This window comes from Sterolibacterium denitrificans, assembly GCF_900174485.1.
Taxonomy (GTDB): domain Bacteria; phylum Pseudomonadota; class Gammaproteobacteria; order Burkholderiales; family Rhodocyclaceae; genus Sterolibacterium; species Sterolibacterium denitrificans.
In genome coordinates this window covers 76,722-95,610 of the sequence record NZ_LT837803.1, presented here as the reverse complement: position 1 = coordinate 95,610, position 18,889 = coordinate 76,722, and the positions used below count along the sequence as shown (strand labels likewise).

Below are 18,889 nucleotides of genomic sequence, written 5' to 3'. Positions count from 1 at the left end.
CTGAGGTGGAATGGAGCGGGATGGATGCAGGCGGCGCAAGCACCTTGGGCGGCGTGCGAGCCAATGCTAGAATCGGCCGATTCTAGCACCCGCCCGTGACGTCCCAGGCCCCGGCGCTGGCGGCAGCCGCGTCCGCCGCTCGAAATAACGACTCAACGATTCAGCAAACCAACAATCGGAAACCCGACTTCATCGTGCACATGCGTTTTCTTCGGCGAGGCCAGGCTTTCCGGCGGTTATTGCTGCCGCTGCTGGTGGTGACGGCGCTTGGCTTGCACGAGTCCGCGCGCGCGGCCGGTTCGGGTGTGGTGCGGGACCGCTCCCTGCAAATCAGCTACGAATTCGGTACGCCGCCGGTGGAAGGCAAGGATGCGCCGCTGCCGTCCTTCATCGAGGCGGATCGCATCACCGGCCTGAACGACGTCGAGACGGTGGCGGAAGGCAACGTCAGCGTGCGGCGCGCGGACAACGTGCTGACCACGGATCGCCTCGTGTATCGACAGAACGATGACGAGGTCGAGGCCATCGGCAACGTGGAATTGAGACAGAACGAGGATGTGATCAGCGGCCCGCATCTGCGCCTGAAAATGGCGGACAACATCGGTTTCTTCGAGGCGCCGCGCTATACCATCAAGCGGGCGCCGGCCGGCGGGGCTTCCGGTCCGCTGACGGTCGGCAGCGGCGCGGCGCAGCGCATCGACTTCGAGGGCAAGAACCACTATCGGCTCAGCAGTGCGACCTACAGCACCTGCGCGCCTTCCGATCCGGCCTGGTTCGCGCGCGCCAGCAGCATTCAGCTCGATTACGACACCGAAGTCGGCGATGCCGACGATGCCACGCTGGTCTTTCAGGACGTGCCGCTGCTGTATTCCCCCTGGCTGACTTTCTCGCTCAACAACAAGCGCAAGAGCGGCGTGCTGGCGCCCACCATCGGCACCACCAGCAAGAGTGGTTTCGAGCTTTCGGTTCCCTATTACTGGAATATCGCGTCGAACATGGATGCGACCTTCACCCCGCGCCTGATGACCAAGCGCGGCCTGGCCCTGGGCAGCGAGTTCCGCTATCTCGATGAAAATTACAGCGGCACCCTGCAGGCGGACGTGCTGCCCGACGACCGGGTGGCGCACCGGCAACGCAGCAGCTACAGCTACAACCACAGCCAGAATTTCGGCCGCGGATTTACCGGCAGCCTCGATCTCAACGGCGTTTCCGACGACACCTATTTCAGTGACCTGTCGTCGCGGATGACCAATATCGCGCGGAACAACCTGCTGCGCCAGGGCGTGTTCGGCTATGCCAGCACCTGGTGGAATGCCAGCCTGATGGCGCAGAGTTACCAGACCCTGCAGGATCCCGCCCTGCCGCCGATGGCCATTCCTTACCGCCGTCTGCCGCAACTGACGCTGAATGCGAATCGTGCCGACCTGCCGTTCGACGGCCATTTCGGTTTTCGCGGCGAGTTCGTCCGCTTCGTTCATCCGAACCAGATCGAGGGGACGCGCACCATCCTCAATCCGCAGTTCGAGCTGCCCATCCAGACGGCGGCGTTTTCCCTGACGCCGAAGCTGGCGCTGCATTCGACGACCTACGACCTGGCTGGCTGGAATGGCAAGCCGGGCGAGCGCCTGACGCGCAACGTGCCCTTGTTCAGTCTCGATGGCAGCGTGGTTTTCGAGCGTCCGCTCGAACTTGCCGAACGCAGCCTGACCCAGACGCTGGAGCCGCGCCTGTACTACCTGCGCGTGCCGACACGCGAGCAGAGCCGGATCCCGGTCTTCGACAGCGGCCTGACCGACTTCAATTTCGCGCAGATTTTTTCCGAGAACCGCTATAGCGGCGACGACCGCATCGGTGATGCCAACCAGTTGACCGCGGCGGTGACTTCGCGGCTGATAGACCCGGAGACGGGCGCCGAACTGCTGCGCGGCGCCATCGGCCAGCGTTTCTATTTCAAGGACCAGTTGGTGACGCTGCCGGGCGAGACGGTGCGCACGACCAGAACCGCCGATTTTCTGGCGGCGCTGAGCGGCGAGATCGCGCCCCGGCTGACGCTCGATGCCGGCCTGCAATTCAACCCGCATGACGACCAGGTGCACCGGCTGTCCATTTCCGGCCGCTACCAGCCGGAGCCGGGCAAGGTGCTTTCCGCCGGCTATCGCTACAACCGCAACCAACTCACTTCGCTGACCAGCGGCGATGTGCGCCAGATCGACATTGCCGGGCAGTGGCCGCTGTCCATCAATTGGTCGGTGGTCGGGCGCTACAACTATTCGCTGGAAGATCATCGCGTCATCGAGAGCGTCGGCGGTCTTGAATACAATGCGGACTGCTGGAGTTCGCGCGTGGTACTGCAGCGCATCGCCACGGCAACCGGCGATTCGAGCACCGCTTTCTTCATACAGCTCGAATTGAACGGTTTCGCCAGTGTCGGCTCCAACCCCCTGGACTTGCTCAAGCGCAGCATTCCCGGCTATGGCCGCTCCGCGCAAGCGGCCGGCGCGATGCCGTGAAGCTGTTCGAAAATACCCGCCTGCGTCCTTGCAACATTGAACACGTCCCCGTTCTGCAACTTTCACCCATGATGGAATGCCCATGAAATCGCAGATTCTTGCTTCGCTATTCGCCAGCCTGCTTGCGGGCCTCGGTCTTTTGGTTCCGTCCACGGCTTTTGCCGCGATCACCGATGCGCCCGCGCTGGCCGACCGGATCGTCGCCGTGGTCAATGAGGATGCGATCACGCTCAATGAACTCAGGGAGCGCCTGGCAACCGTCGAGCGGCAACTGCGCGGACAGGGCACGCAATTGCCGCCGCGCGAGATACTGGAAAAGCAGATGCTGGATCGCATGGTCATCGATCGGATACAGCTCCAGTTCGCCAAGGAAAACGGCATCCAGGTCGATGACGCACAGCTCGATAATTATCTGCGCCGCATTGCCGAATCGAACAAGATGAGCCTCAGCGAATTCCGCTATGCGATCGAGCAGGACGGCATCACCTGGAGCAAGTTCCGCGAAGGCGTGCGCGAGGAGATGATCATCGGCCGCGTGCGCGAGCGCGAGGTCGACAGCCGCATCATGATTTCCGAAGCCGAGGTCGACAACTACCTGGCGACGCCGGCGGCAACGACCCAGGGCGGCGAGGAGTACAACGTCGCCCACATCCTGCTGCGGGTTTCCGAGCAGGCCGGAACCGAGCAGTTGCTGCGCGCGCGCGCGCGCGCCGAGCAGGCGCTGTCGCAGTTGCAGCGGGGCGATGATTTCGCGCGCGTGGCCGCGAGCTTTTCCGATGCGCCGGACGCCATGAGCGGCGGCCTGCTGGGGCCGCGTCCGCTCGAACACCTGCCGCCGCTGTATGCCGATGCGGTGAAGAAGCTCGAAGCGGGCGGGGTGAGCAACGTCCTGCAGAGTCCGGCCGGTTATCACATCGTCAAGCTGATCGAACGCAGCGCGGCCGGCAAGTCGATTCGGCCGATGCGCCAGACGCATGCGCGGCACATCCTCATCAAGGTCAATGAGCTGGTGCCCGAGGCCGAGGCCAAGCGCAAGGCCCAGCAGCTCAAGGAGCGTCTCGATCACGGCGACGACTTCGCCGAACTGGCGCGCGCCAATTCCAATGATCTCTCCGCGGCCAAGGGCGGCGATCTGGGCTGGCTCTACGAGGGCGATACCGTGCCGGAGTTCGAGCAGGCGATGAATGCGCTGCGCGACAACGAGATCAGCGCGCCGGTCAAGTCGCCGTTCGGCTGGCACATCATCCAGGTGCTCGGCCGCCGCATCGAGACGCAATCGGTCGATCGCCAGCGCCTGGCCGCCCGCCAGGCGATCCGCGAAAGCCGGCTGGACGAGGCCTATCAGGACTGGATCCGGCAGATTCGCGACGGCGCCTACGTCGAGCTGCATCTGGAAGAAAAATGACCCCGGCTGACGATCAGCTGCCGCGGATCGTCATCACCAGCGGCGAGCCGGCCGGCATCGGCCCCGAACTGTGCCTGACGCTGACCGGCCATGATTTCCCCGCGCGCCTGGTCATCCTCGGCGACCGCAATCTGCTGGCCGAACGGGCGCAACTGATCGGCGCAGAGCCGGGTTCGCTCGAAGCGTGCAGACGTTTTGAAATCCGCCACGTGCCGCTGCGCGTGTCCAGCCAGCCGGGCCGGTTGGCGCGCGAGAACGCCGCCTACGTCATCGAACTGCTCGACCAGGCGCTGGCCGGCTGCCGCAGCGGCGAATTCGCCGCCATGGTCACCGCGCCGGTGCATAAAGGCATCATCAACGAAGCCGGTCTGCCATTCACCGGCCATACCGAATACCTGGCCGAAAAGACCGGCACGCCGCGCGTGGTGATGATGCTCGCCGGCGCCGGCCTGCGCGTGGCGCTGGCCACCACCCACCTGCCGCTGCGAGAGGTGGCGGACGCCATCAGGCCGGATGATCTGACCGCCACGCTGCGCATCCTGCATCGCGATCTGGTGCGCAAGTTCGGCATCGCCGCACCGCGCATCCTCGTCGCCGGCCTCAACCCGCACGCCGGCGAAGGCGGCCACCTGGGGCGCGAGGAAATCGAAGTCATCGCGCCGGTGCTGGAAAAACTGCGCGGCGAAGGCATGAACCTGGTCGGCCCGTTGCCGGCCGATACCTTGTTCACCAAACACCAACTGCAAGACGCGGATGCCCAGTTGGCGATGTACCACGACCAGGGGCTGGCGGTGCTGAAATATGCCGCCTTCGAAGACGGCGTGAATATCACCCTCGGTCTGCCCATCGTGCGTACTTCGGTCGACCATGGCACGGCGCTGGATCTGGCCGGCACGGGCCGGGCCGATAGTCGCAGCCTGCGTGCGGCGATTGCGGCCGCGCTCGAACTCTGCCGATGAAAAGTCAACGCAGCGAACAGGGCGGACACCACCGGGCGCGCAAGCGCTTCGGTCAGAACTTCCTCCAGGACCAGGGCGTCATCCACGACATCGTCGCCGCCATCGCGCCGCAGGCAGACGACTGCATGGTCGAGATCGGCCCGGGCCTGGCAGCGCTCACCACGCCCTTGCTCGACACGCTCAAGCATTTGCACGTCGTCGAAATCGACCGCGACCTGATCGCTCGCCTGAAGCAGCGTTTCCCGGCCGGGCGCCTGACCATCCACGAAGGCGATGCGCTGGAATTCGACTTCGCCAGCCTGCCGCAGGCAGCGGGGAAGCTGCGCATCGTCGGCAATCTGCCCTACAACATCTCGACGCCGCTGCTCTTTCATCTGGCCGCCTGCGCCGGGCAAGTGCGCGACATGCATTTCATGCTGCAGAAGGAAGTCGTCGAGCGCATGGTCGCCGCCCCTGGCACGGCCGCCTACGGCCGGCTGTCGGTGATGCTGCAATACCGTTTTGCCATGGAACTGCTGTTCCTCGTGCCGCCGACGGCCTTCAGCCCGGCCCCCAAGGTCGATTCCGCCATCGTGCGCATGGTGCCGTTGCCCGCCACGGCGCTCGGCGCGAAGGACGAAGCGTTGTTCGCCAGCATCGTCGCCGCCGCCTTCAGCCAGCGCCGCAAGATGCTGCGCAATACGCTGGCCGGATTCTTCACCCCGGCGGCGCTGCAAGCGCTGGACATTGCCGCCACCGCCCGCGCCGAAGAACTGGCGCTGGATGATTTCGTGCGTCTGGCGAATGCCGCGACCGTATAGGGAGTCTCCATGAAATCCATCCTGCGCCTGTGCCTGTTGAGCAGCTTGCTGTTTCTGGCCGCACCCCTCGCCCAGGCCGAAACTGCAGCGGCCGAGACCGAGAACGCTCCAGCCGACACGCTCCCCACCGCTGCGCAACGCCAGGCGTTCGCCCGGCAGGTCAGTGCCGCCCTCGACGCCAGCGGCGCCCGCCTGGTGCTGCTCGCCCGCATGGGCCGGCCGCTGGCTGAAATGCCCGAGGGCATGCGCTTCACCCACGTCGGTCTGGCCGAACGCTCGGCCACGGGCGCGGGTTATGTCATCCACAATCTCTATCAATACGACGACCGCCCGGACCGCAGCCGCCTGGAAGACGACGCGCCGGCGGCTTTCTTCAGCGAAGTCGCCGAGCTGGAAGCCGGCATCCTGATTCCCTCGAGCGAGCTCCAGCAACGCCTGCTGGCGGTGATCCACTCGCCAACCTACGCCGCGCTGCACGATCCGCGCTATTCCCTGATCGCCAACCCCTACAATCTGGGACGGCAGAACTGCACCGAATTCATCCTCGACGTGATCCACGCCGCGCTTCATCAAACCGCCGACATCCAGCGCATCAAAGCGCTGACGCAAGCTCATTTCATCGCCGAGCCGGTGCGGGTGAACCCCGTCAAGTTGCTTCTGGCCGGCATCTTCCGCCGCGAAGTGGCGCTGATCGATCAACCCGGCACGGCCGTCACCGCTACCTTCGAGCGCATCGCCGCCTATCTGCAGCAGGTCGATCCGGGCAGCCGGGTGGAATATTTGAGGTTTGCCGGCGAGCCGGCCGGAATTTCGCCGCTCTCCGGTACTGCGGCTCACTCGCGGTAGAGGGCAACGCGGCGCTTCAGTTCCGGGTGTTCTGACTGAGCATCTGGTGTTGCGGCCAGTGCCAGTGCCGTTCCCAGGCCGCGCGCACCATGTTGGGGTATTCCGGTTTGCCCAGGCTGCCGTTGTAGCGGCCGAGGGCGCGAAACAGGTCGCCCTTTTCGATGTCCAGGTAATGGCGCAGGATGGTGCAGCCGTAGCGCAGGTTGGTGCGCAGGTGGAAGAGGTTGTTGTCCTTTTGGCCGATTTCCCGGATCCAGAACGGCATCACCTGCATGTAGCCGCGCGCGCCGGCGGAGGAGACGGCGTATTTCTTGAAGCCGCTTTCGACCTGGATCAGGCCCAGCACCAGTTGTGGATCGAGACCGGCGCGCGTGGCTTCGTAATGCACGGTCTTGAGAAACTCCAGGCGGGCGGTGCGATCCGGCATGCGTTTTTCCAGGCGTCGCGACATCTCGGTCAGCCAGTTGATCTTTTCTTCCAGGCTGGGAAAGCGCGGTTCGGGCGAGGCGCGATCCGCAATGGCGGCATGCAGGGCGGCGCGCACGCTGGCGGCCAGCGGCTCGTAACGCTGATTGCCGGCCTGAGCCGTGCCGACGATGGCCAGGCAGCCCAGACCCAGGATCAGCGTCTTCAGTCGCACAACCTGCCCTGCAGGAAGGCCGGTACCTCGGCCGCGGCCAGCATCTGCGCCTCGGCATCGCGGCGACCCTTGTATTCGAGCCGGCCTTCCTTCAGGCCGCGCTCGCCGACGACGACGCGATGCGGCACGCCGATCAGATCCCAGTCGGCGAACATCGAGCCGGGGCGCTCGTCGCGATCGTCGAGGATGGCGTCGATGCCGGCTGCCGCGAGATCGCCCAGCAGCCGATCCGCCGCCGCGCGCACGGCTTCCGACTTGTGATAGCCCATCGGCACGATGACCACCTCGAAGGGCGCGAGCGCTGCCGGAAAAATGATGCCGCGCTCGTCATTGCCCTGCTCGATGGCCGCGCCGACGATGCGCGAGACACCGATGCCGTAGCAGCCCATTTCCATGGTCTGCGGCTGGCCGCTTTCGTTGAGGAAAGTGCATTTCAGGGCGGCGGCGTACTTGGTGCGCAACTGGAAAATGTGGCCGACTTCGATGCCACGGCAGATCTCGAGCAGACCCTTGCCGTCCGGTGACGGATCGCCGGCAACGACGTTGCGGAAGTCGTCGACCTGATAGGGCTCGGGCACGTCGCGGCCGAAGTTCACGCCGGTGAGGTGATAGCCCTCGGCATTGGCGCCGCAGACGAAATCGCTCATGTTGATCACCGCGCGGTCGGCATACACCGCGATCATGTGGGCGAAGCGCAGATCGACCGGGCCGATGTAACCCGGCAGGCAACCGATGGCGCGCTTGATCTCCTCATCGCTGGCGAAGCGAAAATCGCCGAGCAGCTTCTGCGTCTTGATTTCGTTCAGATCGTGGTCGCCGCGCAGCAGGATCAGGCAGAACCAGCCCGGCGCGCCGACTTCGAGTTCATTGCGCACCACGGCGATGGTCTTCACCATCCGCTGCACGGGCAGATCCAGCAGCGCGGCGACATCCTCGCAGCGCGTCTTGCCGGGCGTGTGCACATTCGCCAGCATCAGTTCCGGCGCGGCCCGCGTCGCGGCGGGCGCGAGGGCCTCGGCCAGCTCGACGTTGGCGGCATAGTCCGAATCCGCCGCCGGGCAGTAGGCGATGGCATCCTCGCCGGAATCGGCCAGCACGTGGAATTCGTGCGAGCCGCTGCCGCCGATCGAGCCGGTGTCGGCGGCCACGGCGCGGAACTGCAGGCCCAGGCGACTGAAGATGCGCGTGTAGGTGGCGTGCATGCTGGCGTATTCGCGCTGCAGGTCGGCGAAGGAGGTGTGGAAGGAATAGCCGTCCTTCATCAGGAACTCGCGCCCGCGCATGACGCCGAAGCGCGGGCGGATCTCGTCGCGGAACTTGGTCTGGATCTGGTAGAAGTGGCGCGGCAACTGGCGGTAGCTCTTGATCTCGCGGCGGGCGATGTCGGTGATCACTTCCTCGTGGGTCGGGCCGATGACGAAATCGCGCTGATGCCGGTCCTTGAAACGCAGCAACTCCGGGCCGTACTGCTCCCAGCGGCCGGATTCCTGCCACAGCTCGGCGGGTTGCACCGCCGGCATCAGCAACTCGATCGCGCCGGCGCGGTTCATTTCCTCGCGCACGATGTTCTCGACCTTGCGCAGCACGCGCAGCCCCATCGGCAGCCAACTGTAGATGCCGCCGGCCAGACGGCGGATCAGGCCGGCGCGCAGCATCAGTTGATGGCTGACGATCTCGGCGTCGGAGGGAGCTTCCTTGAGGGTACTGATGAAAAATTGTGAGGCGCGCATGACGGACCGTTGGCAAGAAAATGAAAGATGGAAAGAGAATGCAGATTCTACCTTGTGTCGTAGGGGCGGACCCATGTGTCCGCCCGACCCACGTGTCCCCCCCCGTTATCCGACGAGCCCCCCCACACAGTAAACTGCCGATCCCGTTTGCCAAAGGCGTCACATGAGAACCCTGTATTTGCTGTTGTTGCTGACCCTGGCCGGGTTGAGCGCATCGAACGCATCGAGCGCATCGGCCCAGGCTGAAATCGTCGTGACGGACGACCGGGGCGATACGCTGCGCCTGGCCGCGCCGGCCCGGCGCATCATCAGCCTGGCGCCGCATGTCACGGAAACGCTGTTTGCCGCTGGTGCGGGAAAGCAGGTGGTGGGCGTGGTCGAGTACAGCAATTTTCCGCCCGCCGCCAGAAAAGTGACCGGCATCGGCAGCTATATCCAGCCCGATCTGGAGGCCATCGCCGCGCTCAAGCCCGATCTGGCCATCGGCTGGATCAGCGGCAATTCGCTGGCGCATGTCAGGCAGTTGCGCGCCCTGGGCATTCCCGTGTTCATGGTGGATGCGCAGCGCATCGATGATGTGGCCAAGGATCTGGAACGCTATGGCCGGCTGGCCGGCACGCTGGTCGAGGCGCAGGCGGCCGCCGATCATTTCCGCCAGCGCATGGGCGAACTGCGCGCCCGTTATGCGGCGCTGCCGCCGGTGCGCGCGTTCTACCAGATCTGGAAGCAGCCGCTGATGACGGTGGGTGGCGATCAACTGATCAGCGAAGTCATGCAGTCGTGCGGCGGAGTGAACGTCTTCGCCGCGCTGCGCACGCTGGCGCCGACGATATCGGTGGAAACGGTGATCGCCGCCGATCCGGAAGCGATCATCGCCAGCGGCATGGAGGCCGTGCGGCCGGACTGGTTGAATGACTGGCGGCGCTGGCCGTCCCTGACGGCGGTGCGCCGCGACAATCTGTTTTTCATTCCACCCGATCTGATCCAGCGTGCCACGCCGCGGCTGGTGGCGGGGACGGAGCAACTCTGCCAGCAACTGGAAATCGCCCGCAGCCGCCGGCCATGAGCGGCGTGAATGGGGCAACGCCCGCGACTACTGCGGAATGAAGGCGTTTTCGACCCGGCGCAGCGGGTGGCCGTACAGACTCGTCAAGGTGGTTTCGTCGAGCACCTGCTCCACCGGGCCGACCAGATAGCGGCTGTCGCCGAACAGCAGCAAAGCTTGGTCGCAGTAGCGCAGGACGAAACCGGGATCGTGCAGCACCATGATGACGGCCGCGCCCGTATCGCGGGCGCGACGGGAAAATAGTTCGAGGGTGGCGATCTGGTGATTCAGGTCGAGATGCGCCAGCGGCTCGTCCAGCAGATAAACCCGCGGTTCCTGCGCCAGCAGGGTGGCGATGGCCACGCGCTGGCGCTCGCCGCCGGAAAGGGTATGAATCTCGCGCTCGGCCATGCCGGTCAGCCCGGTCGCGGCCAGGGCGGCATGGGCGATGGCGGTGTCGCCGGCCGACTCCCAGGACCAGCGATCGAGGTGCGGATGACGGCCGCTGAGCACGCTGTCCAGCACGCTGCTGGCGAAAGGATCGTGGCGATCCTGGCCGAGCCAGCCGCGCAGGCGCGCCGCCGCGCGCAAGCCGAGTTCCGCATAGGTCTTGCCGGCCAGGCGCAGCGTGCCGGCATCGGCCGGACGCAAGCCGGCGAGCGTCGACAGCAACGTGGATTTGCCCGCGCCGTTGCGGCCGAGGATGCCCAGGCAACTGCCGGGCGGCAGTTCGAAATCCAGCCCGAGGCAGACCTTGTGCAGTCCGATGCTGACCGACAGTTCGCGCGCCTGCAGCAGCGCAGGCGATGCAGCCGAAGCCGAAACGTTGTCCATGCCGCTCATGGCCGTCCCCTGCCCAGCAGAAAGAGGAACACCGGCACGCCGATCAGCGCGGTAAGCACGCCGACGGGCAATTGCGTCGGCGCAATCACCGTGCGCGCCAGCGTATCGGCCAGCACCAGCAGGCTGCCGCCGGCCAGCACGGTGGCGGGCAGCAGCAGGCGATGATCGCTGCCCATGGCGTTGCCGATGGACAGACGCACCAGGTGCGGCACGATCAGGCCGACGAAGCCGATCGAACCGGCCACAGTTACCGCGCCAGCCGTCGCCAGCGAGGCGACGACGTAGATGATGCGGCGCAGCCTCGTCACCGCCACGCCGAGCGCGTGCGCCTGATCCGCGCCGCGCGTCAGCAGGTTGAGTTCGCGCGCGAAGGGCAGGACGACCGCCAGTGCCAGCGCCAGCAGCAGCAATACCGGCGTGCTGGCGATGACCTGCGACAGATCGCCCATCAGCCAGAACAGCATGCCGTGGAGCTGCTGTTCCGGCGCGATGCTGAGAATCAGGGCGATGATCGCGCCGCAGCCGGCAGCCACCACCACGCCGGTGAGCAGCAGACGGGTCTGCGTCCAGCTGCCGTCGCCGCGCGCCAGGCCGAAGACCAGCAGCATGGCGGCCAGCGCGCCAGCAAAGGCGAAACCCGACAACAACCAGCCGGCCAGCCCGAGCAGCATCGCCAGCAGTGCGCCCACTCCGGCGCCGCCGGAAATGCCCAGCACATAGGGATCGGCCAGCGGATTGCGCAAGAGCACCTGCATCAGCGCCCCGGCCAGCGCCAGCAGGCCGCCGCAGGCAAAGCCGGCCAGCGCGCGTGGCAGGCGCAGATCCATGATGATGGCCCGCGACGCGGTGTCCTGACCCGCCAGGGCCGCGAGGATTTCGCCGGGCGGAATCGACAGGGTGCCCGCCCCCAGCGCCAGCGCCAGACTGCCCAGACCCAGCAGCGTGAGCAGAACGAGAACCAATATGGCGCGGCGACGGGAGGACATGGCTTGCTTCTTCCTGGTTGCGATTTGCCGGATTGTATTCATGCGGACTTCAATACCACAGGCACGCCAGCAGGACGGCGGCTTCGACGACTTCGACCAGGGCGCCGGCGGTATCTCCGGTCATGCCGCCGATCTGCCGCAGCATCAGGCGGCGCAGCAACAGGAACACGCCGGCGGCGGCGAGCAGCGGGGCAAGCGCGCGCGGGCCGCAAAGCAGCGCGACCAGCAGGATGATTGCGGCCAGCAGCAGCCAGGCGGCGGGCCGGGGCAAATGGGCGTGCATGGCGCTGCCCAGCCCCTGGGGACGCACGTAGTCCATCGTCATGAACAGCGGCAGCAGCAGGGTGCGGCCGAGCAGCGGCGCCAGGATGAGCGGCAGGAAATCGAATGCCCGGCCGTCCGCCGGCCGATCCAGCAGGCTGGCGAGGGCAGCGAACTTCAACAGCAGCAGGATGACGACGGCCACCACGCCAAACGGCCCGCAGTTGGGATCCTTCATGATCGCCAGGGCGCGCTCGCGCCGGCTCTGGCCCTGAACTTGTCCGACAGCGCCGCCCCAGGCATCGGCGCTGTCGGCCAGGGCATCCAGGTGCAGGCCGCCGTACAGCCAGATCCAGAACGCCAGCAGTAGGGCGGCGGCGGGAAGATGAGGCAGATGCGCGGCCAGCAGCCAGGCCATGCCCGCCAGCAGGCTGCCGATCAGCAGGCCCACCAGCGGATAGCAGAGCACGGCGCGGCCGATTTCCACTTCGCTCGGCAGGCGCCTGAGCGGACTGGGCAGCCGGGTGAGGAACTGCAGGGCGATGAAGAACAGGCGCACAGGGTTCATGTCGATGCCGGCATGCTGACGTCGCCGGGCCTCGAAAGGGGGCGCAATGCTTGGCTGGGCAGCAGATGCAGCGAGGCATGGGCTACGTCCAGCTTGAGCAGTTCCGTGCGCGGGAGACCGCGCATCGCGCACAGCAGCAGGCGAATGACGCCGCCATGCGTGATGACGAGGGTGGCCGAAGTTTCGGCCTCGGCCTCGGCCGCGCAAACCGCGCTGAGTTCATTCCAGGCGGCCAGCACGCGGGCTTCAAAGGCAAGCAGGGTTTCGCCCTGCGGCGGCGGATGGCGCCAGGGATCTTCCCAGAAGCCTTGTAGGGCCGCCGCGCTGTCCGGCTCGGCGAGCAGGTCGTTGAAATGCCGGCCTTCCCAAGCGCCGAAATCGAGTTCGCTCAGACGCGCATCGATGCTCAGCGGCAGCGCCCACTGCGCGGCCAGCTCATGAGCGAAGTCGGCGCAGCGTCTGAGCGGCGAGCTGACGATGCGCCGCCAGCGGTGCGGCTGGGCCGTCGTGGTTGCGGCACGCCGCAGTTGCCGCCAGCCTTCGGGAGACAGCGCATCGTCGCCGCGTCCGCGCAATACGCCGTCGCTCGTTTCGCAGGTTGCGCCATGGCGCAGCAGACCGATATTCATAGCTTTTCCGAGACGCCGGCTTCGGCAAAAGTCGCCATGTCGTTGTGCAGCGCGCAGGCCAGGCGCAGCAGCGGCACGGCGGCAGCCGCTCCACTGCCTTCTCCCAGGCGCAGACCCAGTTGCAGCAGCGGCTGGGCACCCAATGCCTGCAGCAGGCGTTGATGGCCGGGTTCGGCCGAAGCATGGCCGTAAAGAAACCACTCGGCCGTGCCCGGATTGATGCGCTCGGCGGCCAGCGCCGCGCTGGTGACGATGAAACCATCGACGAGCACGGGCAGCCCCAGTTGGGCGCAGCGCAGGAACGCGCCGGCCAGCGCGGCGATTTCAAACCCGCCGACGCGGCGCAGCGTTTCCAGCGGCTGACATAGATTGGGGTAGTGGAAATCCAGCGCGCGTTGCATGACTTCGATTTTGCGATTTACGCCGGGCGCATCCAGACCGCTGCCTGGGCCGGCCAGCCGCGTCGGGCTTTCATTCAACAGACCGCAGGCCAGCGTCGCGGCGGCGGTGGTGTTGCCGATACCCATTTCGCCGCCGATGTAGAGTTCGGCACCTGCCGCCGCGGCGCGTTCGGCGCTGGCGCGGCCCGCGGCCAGCGCGGCTTGAAGCTGTTCGGCCGTCATGGCCGCCGCCTGCGCCAGATTGGCCGTTCCCGGGCCGAGAGCGAGATGGCGCACATCGGGAACATCCGCCAAGCCGCCCGCCGTGCCCAGATCGATGACTTCCAGACGGGCGCCGAGCGTGCGCGCCAGCACGCTGATGGCTGCGCCGCCGCGGGCGAAGTTCCTGATCATCTCGGCAGTGACCGCCTGCGGAAAGGCGGAGACGCCTTCGGCCATCACTCCATGATCGGCGGCGAAGACGGCGATATGGATTTTTTCCACCTGCGGTTGCGCGCGCCCCTGCAAAGCCGCCAGGCGGATGGCCAGCGTTTCCAGTTGTCCCAGCGCGCCGGGCGGCTTGGTGAGCTGGTCTTGCCGCGCGCGGGCGGCGGCTTCGGCATGGGCATCGAGGGAATGGGGCGGCTGGCTGATCCAGTCGTCAGTCGGATTCATGGTTTGCCTTTCAGGTAATGCGGCAGGCCCGCGATGGTGAGAATGACGCGCCCGCTCGAGGCGGCGATGTCCTGATGCAGGCGGCCGGCTTCATCACAATAGCGGCGGGTGAGTTCGCCCAGCGGCACGATACCCAGGCCGGTTTCATTGCTGACCATGATCAGCTCGCCCGGCAGTTGCGGCAGCGTGGTCAGCAAGGCGGCGCGCTCGCGGGCCAGGCGCGCGGGATCGGGATCGAGCAGCAGATTGGTGAGCCACAAGGTCAGGCAATCGACGAGGATGAGGCGCCTGGGTTCGGCGCTTCCCTCCCGTTGCAGGGCGTCGGCCAGCGCCAGCGGCGCTTCCACCGTCCGCCAGTGGCTGGGGCGATTGGCCTGGTGGTGCTGGATGCGCGCCTGCATCTCGGCATCGTCGGCGCGCGCCGTGGCGATGTAGCTCACGGGCAGGCCGCTGTCTACCGCCAGGCGTTCGGCCAGGCGGCTTTTGCCGGAGCGCACGCCGCCGAGTATCAGGGTTTGCATGACGAAATTTCCTTGAGCGCAGTGGTCAGACGTTGCCAGCCGGATTCGGCGCCGGGCAGGCCGAAACGCAGACTGGCCGGGCCGGGTTCCGACCGAAACAGGCGCACCAGAATGCCGCGTTGCGCCAGTTGCCGGTAGAGCCGTTCGGCCTGCGGGGTGATCGACCATTGAAACAAGGCGCAACCTCCCGCCGGTGGCAGACCGTATTCTGTCAGCAGTTTGGCCAATCGCCGTCCTTGTTCGGTCAAGTGGCGGCGCTGATCCGCCTGCCAGTCCATATCCCGCAAGGCCGACGTGGCCAGCCAGCGCGAGGGGCCGGCCAGCGGCCAGGGCCCCAGATCGTCGGCGAGTTCATCGAGCAGGCCGCGTGCCGCCAGCACGAAACCGACGCGCGCGCCCGGCAGGCCGAAGAATTTGCCCAGGCTGCGCAGGATGATCAGGCCGGGACGCTGGCTGCAGGCGGCCAGACTGTCCCCGGGCGTGGCATCGACATAGGCTTCGTCGACCACCAGCCAGCCGCCGTGGGCGGCCAGACGCTCATGCCAGGCCAGCAGGCGTTGCGGATCGTTGCGCACGCCGCCGGGATTGCTGGGTTGCATCAGCACCAGTACATCGAGCGTGTCGAGCAGCGCCTCATCCGCGCATTCGCTTTGCCAGTTCAGGCATTGATGACCGGCCCGTTGCCAGGCCTGGGCGTGTTCGGCATAGCCCGGGGTTTCGATGGCCACCCGGCCGGGGGCGCGCAGACGCGGCAGCGCCTGGATCGCCGCCTGCGTACCCGCGACCGGCAGCGCATGCGCCGCGCCATAGGCGGCACAGGCGGCGCCAATCAGCCCGTCTTCATCTTCCGGCAGGCGGCTCCAGGCGCTGGTCGGGATTTGCAGTGACTGCAGTCCTGGCCAGGGATGCGGATTGATGCCGGCGGACAGATCCAGCCAGTCCTCTGCCGCGATGCCGTAGCGCAGCGCCGCAGCCCGCAGGCGACCGCCATGTTCAAGCATGCAGCAGTCTCCAGAGCACGGCCCAGACCAGGCTCAGGCCCAGCCACAGCAGCACGCCGCCATTTACCAGGGACAGGGCGCGCTCGATGTCTGCGGCGCGCGCCGGGCGCCGGCAGCCCAGTTCTGGACGATGTTCCCGGACGCCGTGATAACGCGCCGCGCCGCCCAGACGCACGCCCAGGCTGCCGGCGCCTGCCGCCATCACGGGGCCGGCATTGGGACTTTGCCAGCGGCCGGCTTGCTCGCGCCAGCAACGCCAGGCATGTTGAGGGTTGCCGAGCAGGGCATAGGTGATAGCGGTCAGGCGCGCGGGCAGCCAGCCCAGCAGGTCGTCGAGGCGGGCGGCCGCCCAGCCGAAGTAGCGGCGGCGCGCATCGCGGTAGCCCCACATCGCATCCAGGGTGTTGGCCAGGCGATACAGCAAGGCCCCGGCGCCGCCGGCGACGCAGAACCAGAACAAGGTGGCGAAAACGGCATCGTGACCGTTTTCCAGCACGGATTCGACCCCGGCGCCGGCGACGGCCGTTTCGTCGAGTTGATCGCAATCGCGCGAGACGATGCGCGCCACCGCCCTTCTGGCTTCTTCCAGCCGTCCGTCCAGCAGAGCCTGGCCGATCGGCCGGGCATGTTCGATCAGGCTGCGGCCGCCCAGGGCGAAACCCAGCAGCAGGGCATCGAGGATGGGGTGGCGCCAGCAGGCGGCCAGCAGCACCGGCGGCAACACCAGCAGCAGCCAGCCGAGCAGGCCGCGCAGACGGTTGCCCAGGGCATGGCCCGGCACGCCCCGGCGCAAGCCGCGCTCGATACCGTCGGCCAGCCGGCCGAAGCCCACCAGCGGGTGCCAGCGCCGTGGCTCGCCCAGCCAGCGATCGATGGCTACCCCGGCCAGCAGGCTGAGGATGAAAGGCAGGTCGGGAGTCACTGGCGATGGATCATGGCGTCAGGCACGGAAACAGGTGGTACCGCGCGGGCTGGATGAAAAATGGCGCCTGCATTCCTCCAGTGGAATGCAGGCGCCGCTGTGCTGCGGCGGAAGCCGGTGCCCGCAGACGGGCTTCAGGGCTTCAGAAATCGTAACGCAGATCGGCGAAGAACGTCCGTCCGTCGGCAGGATAGTACGAGCCATAGTAGCCGGATGGAGCGTATTTCCTGTCCGTCAGGTTGACGACTCTGGCGCGCGCGGTCCAGTTCGATTGGCGCCAGCTCGCGACGAAATCCGCCGTCGTGTAGGCGGCAAGCTGCTCGAAGAAACTGTTGCTCGTATCGCCGCCGGAATAGCGTCGGCCGACATGGTTGGCCAAGAGAGACAGATTGAGGGCAGCAACCGGTTTGAAGTTGATGCCGATATTGGCCTTGACGCCGGGAACCAGCGGCACTTTCTTGCCGCTATCCGCGCCTTCGCGGAATTTCGCCTTCTGGAGATTGAGGCCGCCAATGAGTTGCCATTGCCGATCGAGGTCGTAGCGAGCGCTGATGTCGATCCCTTCGTGGCGTGTTTTGGCAAGGTTCTCGTTCTCGAAAGTCAGGCCGTTATAGGCGATTTCATCCTTCATGCCCAGGCTGTACGCGGTGACTTTCAACCCATAGGCGGCGCCATTCAGGTCGATCCCCGCGTCGATGAATTTCCCCTGTTCGGGCCGGACCGGCTTGCCGGCGAAGCCGGTAAAAGTCGTCAGTTCATCCATATTCGCATAGCGGAAAGTGCTGCCGAACCGCGAGAAAACGCGGACACCCGTCGCCAGTTGATAGCTCAGGCCCAGCTCGCCGATGGTTTTGGCGTGATCGTTGGTCATCCTGAGGCCGCTCGAATCGGTTGCCGATTGATCGATTTTCTGGTGGCGGGCGCCGGCAGTCAGGGTCAGACCGGTCGTCAAGCCGGTTTGATTCTGAAGATAAACCGCCTGGCTCTTTTGATCGATCCTGACCGTTTTGGTGATCGAGCCATGATCGCTCGCCGATTTGTCGGAAGTCAGATCGCCATCGTAATAATCAAAGCCGATGGTCGTCCTGCTTGCCAGGGCGCCCAGTCCATGCTGCCATTGCAAGCGGGGCGTAAATGAAAGAACCGTGGATTTGCGATCGTCGAAACTGAACCAGTCCGAAATCCAGGACGTGTTTTCCACTTTCGAATAACCGGCCTCGGCCAGGAATTTCAGGGTGTCGGTGATTTGCATGGACACGCCGGGCCTGACATAAGCGCTGCGCCGCTCGATGTAGCTATCGAGCGTGACGGCCTGTTTTGGATTGCCGTCGTATTGGGCCTTGGTCAATGCACCGGGCAATCCGCTGTCCAGCGACGACCAGCCCAGATCGACGAACGCCTCGCCCCTGTCGAAATTCGTGCTGACGCGCCCGGCAACATTGTTGCGCTTTTGCTTGTTGTTCTGACGCCAGCCGTCGGCATCCTGGCGGTTCGCGGAAAGCGCCAGATTGATGGCGCCGAGCTGTCTGGAAAAACCGGCCGAAATCTGTTTGCCGTCCTGACTGCCTGCGCCCAACTGGATGTGCGCGCCATCCTTGCGCTTGCCGGTGATGATGTTGATCACCCCGCCGACCGCATTGTCGCCATACAGGATGCTGCCGCTGCCGTTGATGATTTCCACGCGTTCGATGCTGTCGAGCGGCACGATCCCCCAGTCGATGTTCGTCATGTCGAGGGAGTTGAGGCGTTGCCCATCGAGCAAGACCAGGGTTCTCGAAGCCGCGCCTTCACCGAAGCCCCGCATGTCGATTGCCGTATCGGCCCCGAGCGATCCATACAGCGGCGCGACGTTGAGCCCGGCCTGGCTTTTCAGTACATCCGGCAAGCTCTGCGCGCCGGATGATTGAATGTCCTCGCGCGTGATGATGATGACGTTCGTCGCCGCCGGCGCGCTTGACTCATGGAAGCGGGTTGCCGTGACGACGACTTCGCCGGGCGTCGTGATTTGTTGAGCGTCGGCAGAGGCAGTCGCAAAAAGAAGCGGCAGCACGGCTGCCATGGGTTTCAGGCGGGTATGCATGGTTTTCCCCTCTCCGGCAGGCGTCCCCGCATGCCGGTAACGATGAATGAAAGTGCCGGGGGAAAATGAGTGAGTTCCGGAGTTTGCG

General features: G+C 65.9%; 17 protein-coding genes. 6 read left to right on the top strand and 11 right to left on the bottom strand.

Going from position 1 to position 18,889, the window contains the following annotated elements; all coding sequences use genetic code 11:
* Window positions 1–95: 95 nt before the first annotated feature.
* From SDENCHOL_RS00465 to SDENCHOL_RS00445, 5 genes are all read left to right on the top strand, one after another.
* Window positions 96–2,510 (top strand): LPS-assembly protein LptD, encoded by a 2,415-nt coding sequence (locus SDENCHOL_RS00465; protein ID WP_197706796.1) that lies wholly within the window; start codon window positions 96–98, stop codon window positions 2,508–2,510.
* A gap of 82 nt (window positions 2,511–2,592) precedes the next feature.
* Entirely contained in the window at window positions 2,593–3,915 is a 1,323-nt protein-coding gene (locus SDENCHOL_RS00460; RefSeq protein ID WP_231912882.1) for a peptidylprolyl isomerase, read from the top strand.
* Window positions 3,912–4,874 (top strand): 4-hydroxythreonine-4-phosphate dehydrogenase PdxA, encoded by a 963-nt coding sequence (gene pdxA / locus SDENCHOL_RS00455; RefSeq protein ID WP_154715668.1) that lies wholly within the window; start codon window positions 3,912–3,914, stop codon window positions 4,872–4,874. The genes SDENCHOL_RS00460 and pdxA overlap by 4 nt, the downstream gene beginning before the upstream one ends.
* Entirely contained in the window at window positions 4,871–5,674 is an 804-nt protein-coding gene (gene rsmA, locus SDENCHOL_RS00450) for a 16S rRNA (adenine(1518)-N(6)/adenine(1519)-N(6))-dimethyltransferase RsmA (RefSeq protein ID WP_154715667.1), read from the top strand. The genes pdxA and rsmA overlap by 4 nt, the downstream gene beginning before the upstream one ends.
* A gap of 9 nt (window positions 5,675–5,683) precedes the next feature.
* Window positions 5,684–6,520, top strand: coding sequence for a DUF2145 domain-containing protein (locus SDENCHOL_RS00445; protein WP_154715666.1), 837 nt, complete (start codon window positions 5,684–5,686; stop codon window positions 6,518–6,520).
* 16 nt (window positions 6,521–6,536) lie between these two features.
* Here the strand turns inward: SDENCHOL_RS00445 and SDENCHOL_RS00440 are convergent, their stop codons facing one another.
* Together SDENCHOL_RS00440 and SDENCHOL_RS00435 are read right to left on the bottom strand one after the other, a co-directional pair.
* Window positions 6,537–7,145 carry a lytic transglycosylase domain-containing protein gene (locus SDENCHOL_RS00440; RefSeq protein ID WP_420031042.1) on the bottom strand — a complete coding sequence of 203 codons (609 nt, stop codon included), beginning with the start codon at window positions 7,143–7,145 and terminating at the stop codon, window positions 6,537–6,539.
* Window positions 7,146–7,150: 5 nt separating this feature from the next.
* The gene (locus tag SDENCHOL_RS00435; protein WP_154715665.1) at window positions 7,151–8,890 is read right to left on the bottom strand and encodes a proline--tRNA ligase; all 1,740 of its coding nucleotides are present in this window, start codon (window positions 8,888–8,890) and stop codon (window positions 7,151–7,153) included.
* 163 nt (window positions 8,891–9,053) lie between these two features.
* On the opposite strand from SDENCHOL_RS00435, the gene SDENCHOL_RS00430 reads away from it, so the two are divergent.
* Entirely contained in the window at window positions 9,054–9,956 is a 903-nt protein-coding gene (locus tag SDENCHOL_RS00430; RefSeq protein WP_154715664.1) for a cobalamin-binding protein, read from the top strand.
* A gap of 27 nt (window positions 9,957–9,983) precedes the next feature.
* Here SDENCHOL_RS00430 and SDENCHOL_RS00425 read toward each other — a convergent pair whose 3' ends face one another.
* The 9 genes from SDENCHOL_RS00425 to SDENCHOL_RS00385 form a co-directional block, all read right to left on the bottom strand.
* Window positions 9,984–10,778, bottom strand: coding sequence for an ABC transporter ATP-binding protein (locus SDENCHOL_RS00425; RefSeq protein ID WP_231912881.1), 795 nt, complete (start codon window positions 10,776–10,778; stop codon window positions 9,984–9,986).
* Window positions 10,775–11,764 (bottom strand): FecCD family ABC transporter permease, encoded by a 990-nt coding sequence (locus tag SDENCHOL_RS00420; protein ID WP_154715663.1) that lies wholly within the window; start codon window positions 11,762–11,764, stop codon window positions 10,775–10,777. Before SDENCHOL_RS00420 ends, SDENCHOL_RS00425 begins: the two co-directional genes overlap by 4 nt.
* Before the next feature lie 49 nt (window positions 11,765–11,813).
* A complete protein-coding gene (locus SDENCHOL_RS00415) occupies window positions 11,814–12,593 on the bottom strand; it encodes an adenosylcobinamide-GDP ribazoletransferase (RefSeq protein WP_154715662.1) in 780 nt (259 codons plus the stop codon).
* The gene (locus SDENCHOL_RS00410; protein WP_154715661.1) at window positions 12,590–13,222 is read right to left on the bottom strand and encodes a histidine phosphatase family protein; all 633 of its coding nucleotides are present in this window, start codon (window positions 13,220–13,222) and stop codon (window positions 12,590–12,592) included. The genes SDENCHOL_RS00415 and SDENCHOL_RS00410 overlap by 4 nt, the downstream gene beginning before the upstream one ends.
* Entirely contained in the window at window positions 13,219–14,277 is a 1,059-nt protein-coding gene (gene cobT / locus SDENCHOL_RS00405) for a nicotinate-nucleotide--dimethylbenzimidazole phosphoribosyltransferase (protein ID WP_154715660.1), read from the bottom strand. Before cobT ends, SDENCHOL_RS00410 begins: the two co-directional genes overlap by 4 nt.
* Window positions 14,274–14,798, bottom strand: coding sequence for a bifunctional adenosylcobinamide kinase/adenosylcobinamide-phosphate guanylyltransferase (cobU, locus tag SDENCHOL_RS00400; RefSeq protein WP_154715659.1), 525 nt, complete (start codon window positions 14,796–14,798; stop codon window positions 14,274–14,276). The genes cobT and cobU overlap by 4 nt, the downstream gene beginning before the upstream one ends.
* Window positions 14,786–15,799 carry a threonine-phosphate decarboxylase CobD gene (gene cobD / locus SDENCHOL_RS00395; protein WP_154715658.1) on the bottom strand — a complete coding sequence of 338 codons (1,014 nt, stop codon included), beginning with the start codon at window positions 15,797–15,799 and terminating at the stop codon, window positions 14,786–14,788. Before cobD ends, cobU begins: the two co-directional genes overlap by 13 nt.
* Window positions 15,792–16,721 (bottom strand): adenosylcobinamide-phosphate synthase CbiB, encoded by a 930-nt coding sequence (cbiB, locus tag SDENCHOL_RS00390; protein WP_154715657.1) that lies wholly within the window; start codon window positions 16,719–16,721, stop codon window positions 15,792–15,794. The genes cobD and cbiB overlap by 8 nt, the downstream gene beginning before the upstream one ends.
* A 142-nt stretch (window positions 16,722–16,863) precedes the next feature.
* Window positions 16,864–18,801 carry a TonB-dependent receptor gene (locus tag SDENCHOL_RS00385; protein ID WP_154715656.1) on the bottom strand — a complete coding sequence of 646 codons (1,938 nt, stop codon included), beginning with the start codon at window positions 18,799–18,801 and terminating at the stop codon, window positions 16,864–16,866.
* Window positions 18,802–18,889: the final 88 nt, after the last annotated feature.

Excerpts from the sequence above, each read along its gene's own strand:
- SDENCHOL_RS00460 (WP_231912882.1), top strand. The coding sequence starts at position 2,593 with ATGAAATCGCAGATTCTTGCTTCGCTATTCGCCAGCCTGCTTGCGGGC.
- pdxA (WP_154715668.1), top strand. The coding sequence starts at position 3,912 with ATGACCCCGGCTGACGATCAGCTGCCGCGGATCGTCATCACCAGCGGC.
- rsmA (WP_154715667.1), top strand. The coding sequence starts at position 4,871 with ATGAAAAGTCAACGCAGCGAACAGGGCGGACACCACCGGGCGCGCAAG.
- SDENCHOL_RS00445 (WP_154715666.1), top strand. The coding sequence starts at position 5,684 with ATGAAATCCATCCTGCGCCTGTGCCTGTTGAGCAGCTTGCTGTTTCTG.
- SDENCHOL_RS00435 (WP_154715665.1), bottom strand. The coding sequence starts at position 8,890 with ATGCGCGCCTCACAATTTTTCATCAGTACCCTCAAGGAAGCTCCCTCC.
- SDENCHOL_RS00430 (WP_154715664.1), top strand. The coding sequence starts at position 9,054 with ATGAGAACCCTGTATTTGCTGTTGTTGCTGACCCTGGCCGGGTTGAGC.
- SDENCHOL_RS00425 (WP_231912881.1), bottom strand. The coding sequence starts at position 10,778 with ATGAGCGGCATGGACAACGTTTCGGCTTCGGCTGCATCGCCTGCGCTG.
- SDENCHOL_RS00420 (WP_154715663.1), bottom strand. The coding sequence starts at position 11,764 with ATGTCCTCCCGTCGCCGCGCCATATTGGTTCTCGTTCTGCTCACGCTG.
- SDENCHOL_RS00415 (WP_154715662.1), bottom strand. The coding sequence starts at position 12,593 with ATGAACCCTGTGCGCCTGTTCTTCATCGCCCTGCAGTTCCTCACCCGG.
- SDENCHOL_RS00410 (WP_154715661.1), bottom strand. The coding sequence starts at position 13,222 with ATGAATATCGGTCTGCTGCGCCATGGCGCAACCTGCGAAACGAGCGAC.
- cobT (WP_154715660.1), bottom strand. The coding sequence starts at position 14,277 with ATGAATCCGACTGACGACTGGATCAGCCAGCCGCCCCATTCCCTCGAT.
- cobU (WP_154715659.1), bottom strand. The coding sequence starts at position 14,798 with ATGCAAACCCTGATACTCGGCGGCGTGCGCTCCGGCAAAAGCCGCCTG.
- cobD (WP_154715658.1), bottom strand. The coding sequence starts at position 15,799 with ATGCTTGAACATGGCGGTCGCCTGCGGGCTGCGGCGCTGCGCTACGGC.
- SDENCHOL_RS00385 (WP_154715656.1), bottom strand. The coding sequence starts at position 18,801 with ATGCATACCCGCCTGAAACCCATGGCAGCCGTGCTGCCGCTTCTTTTT.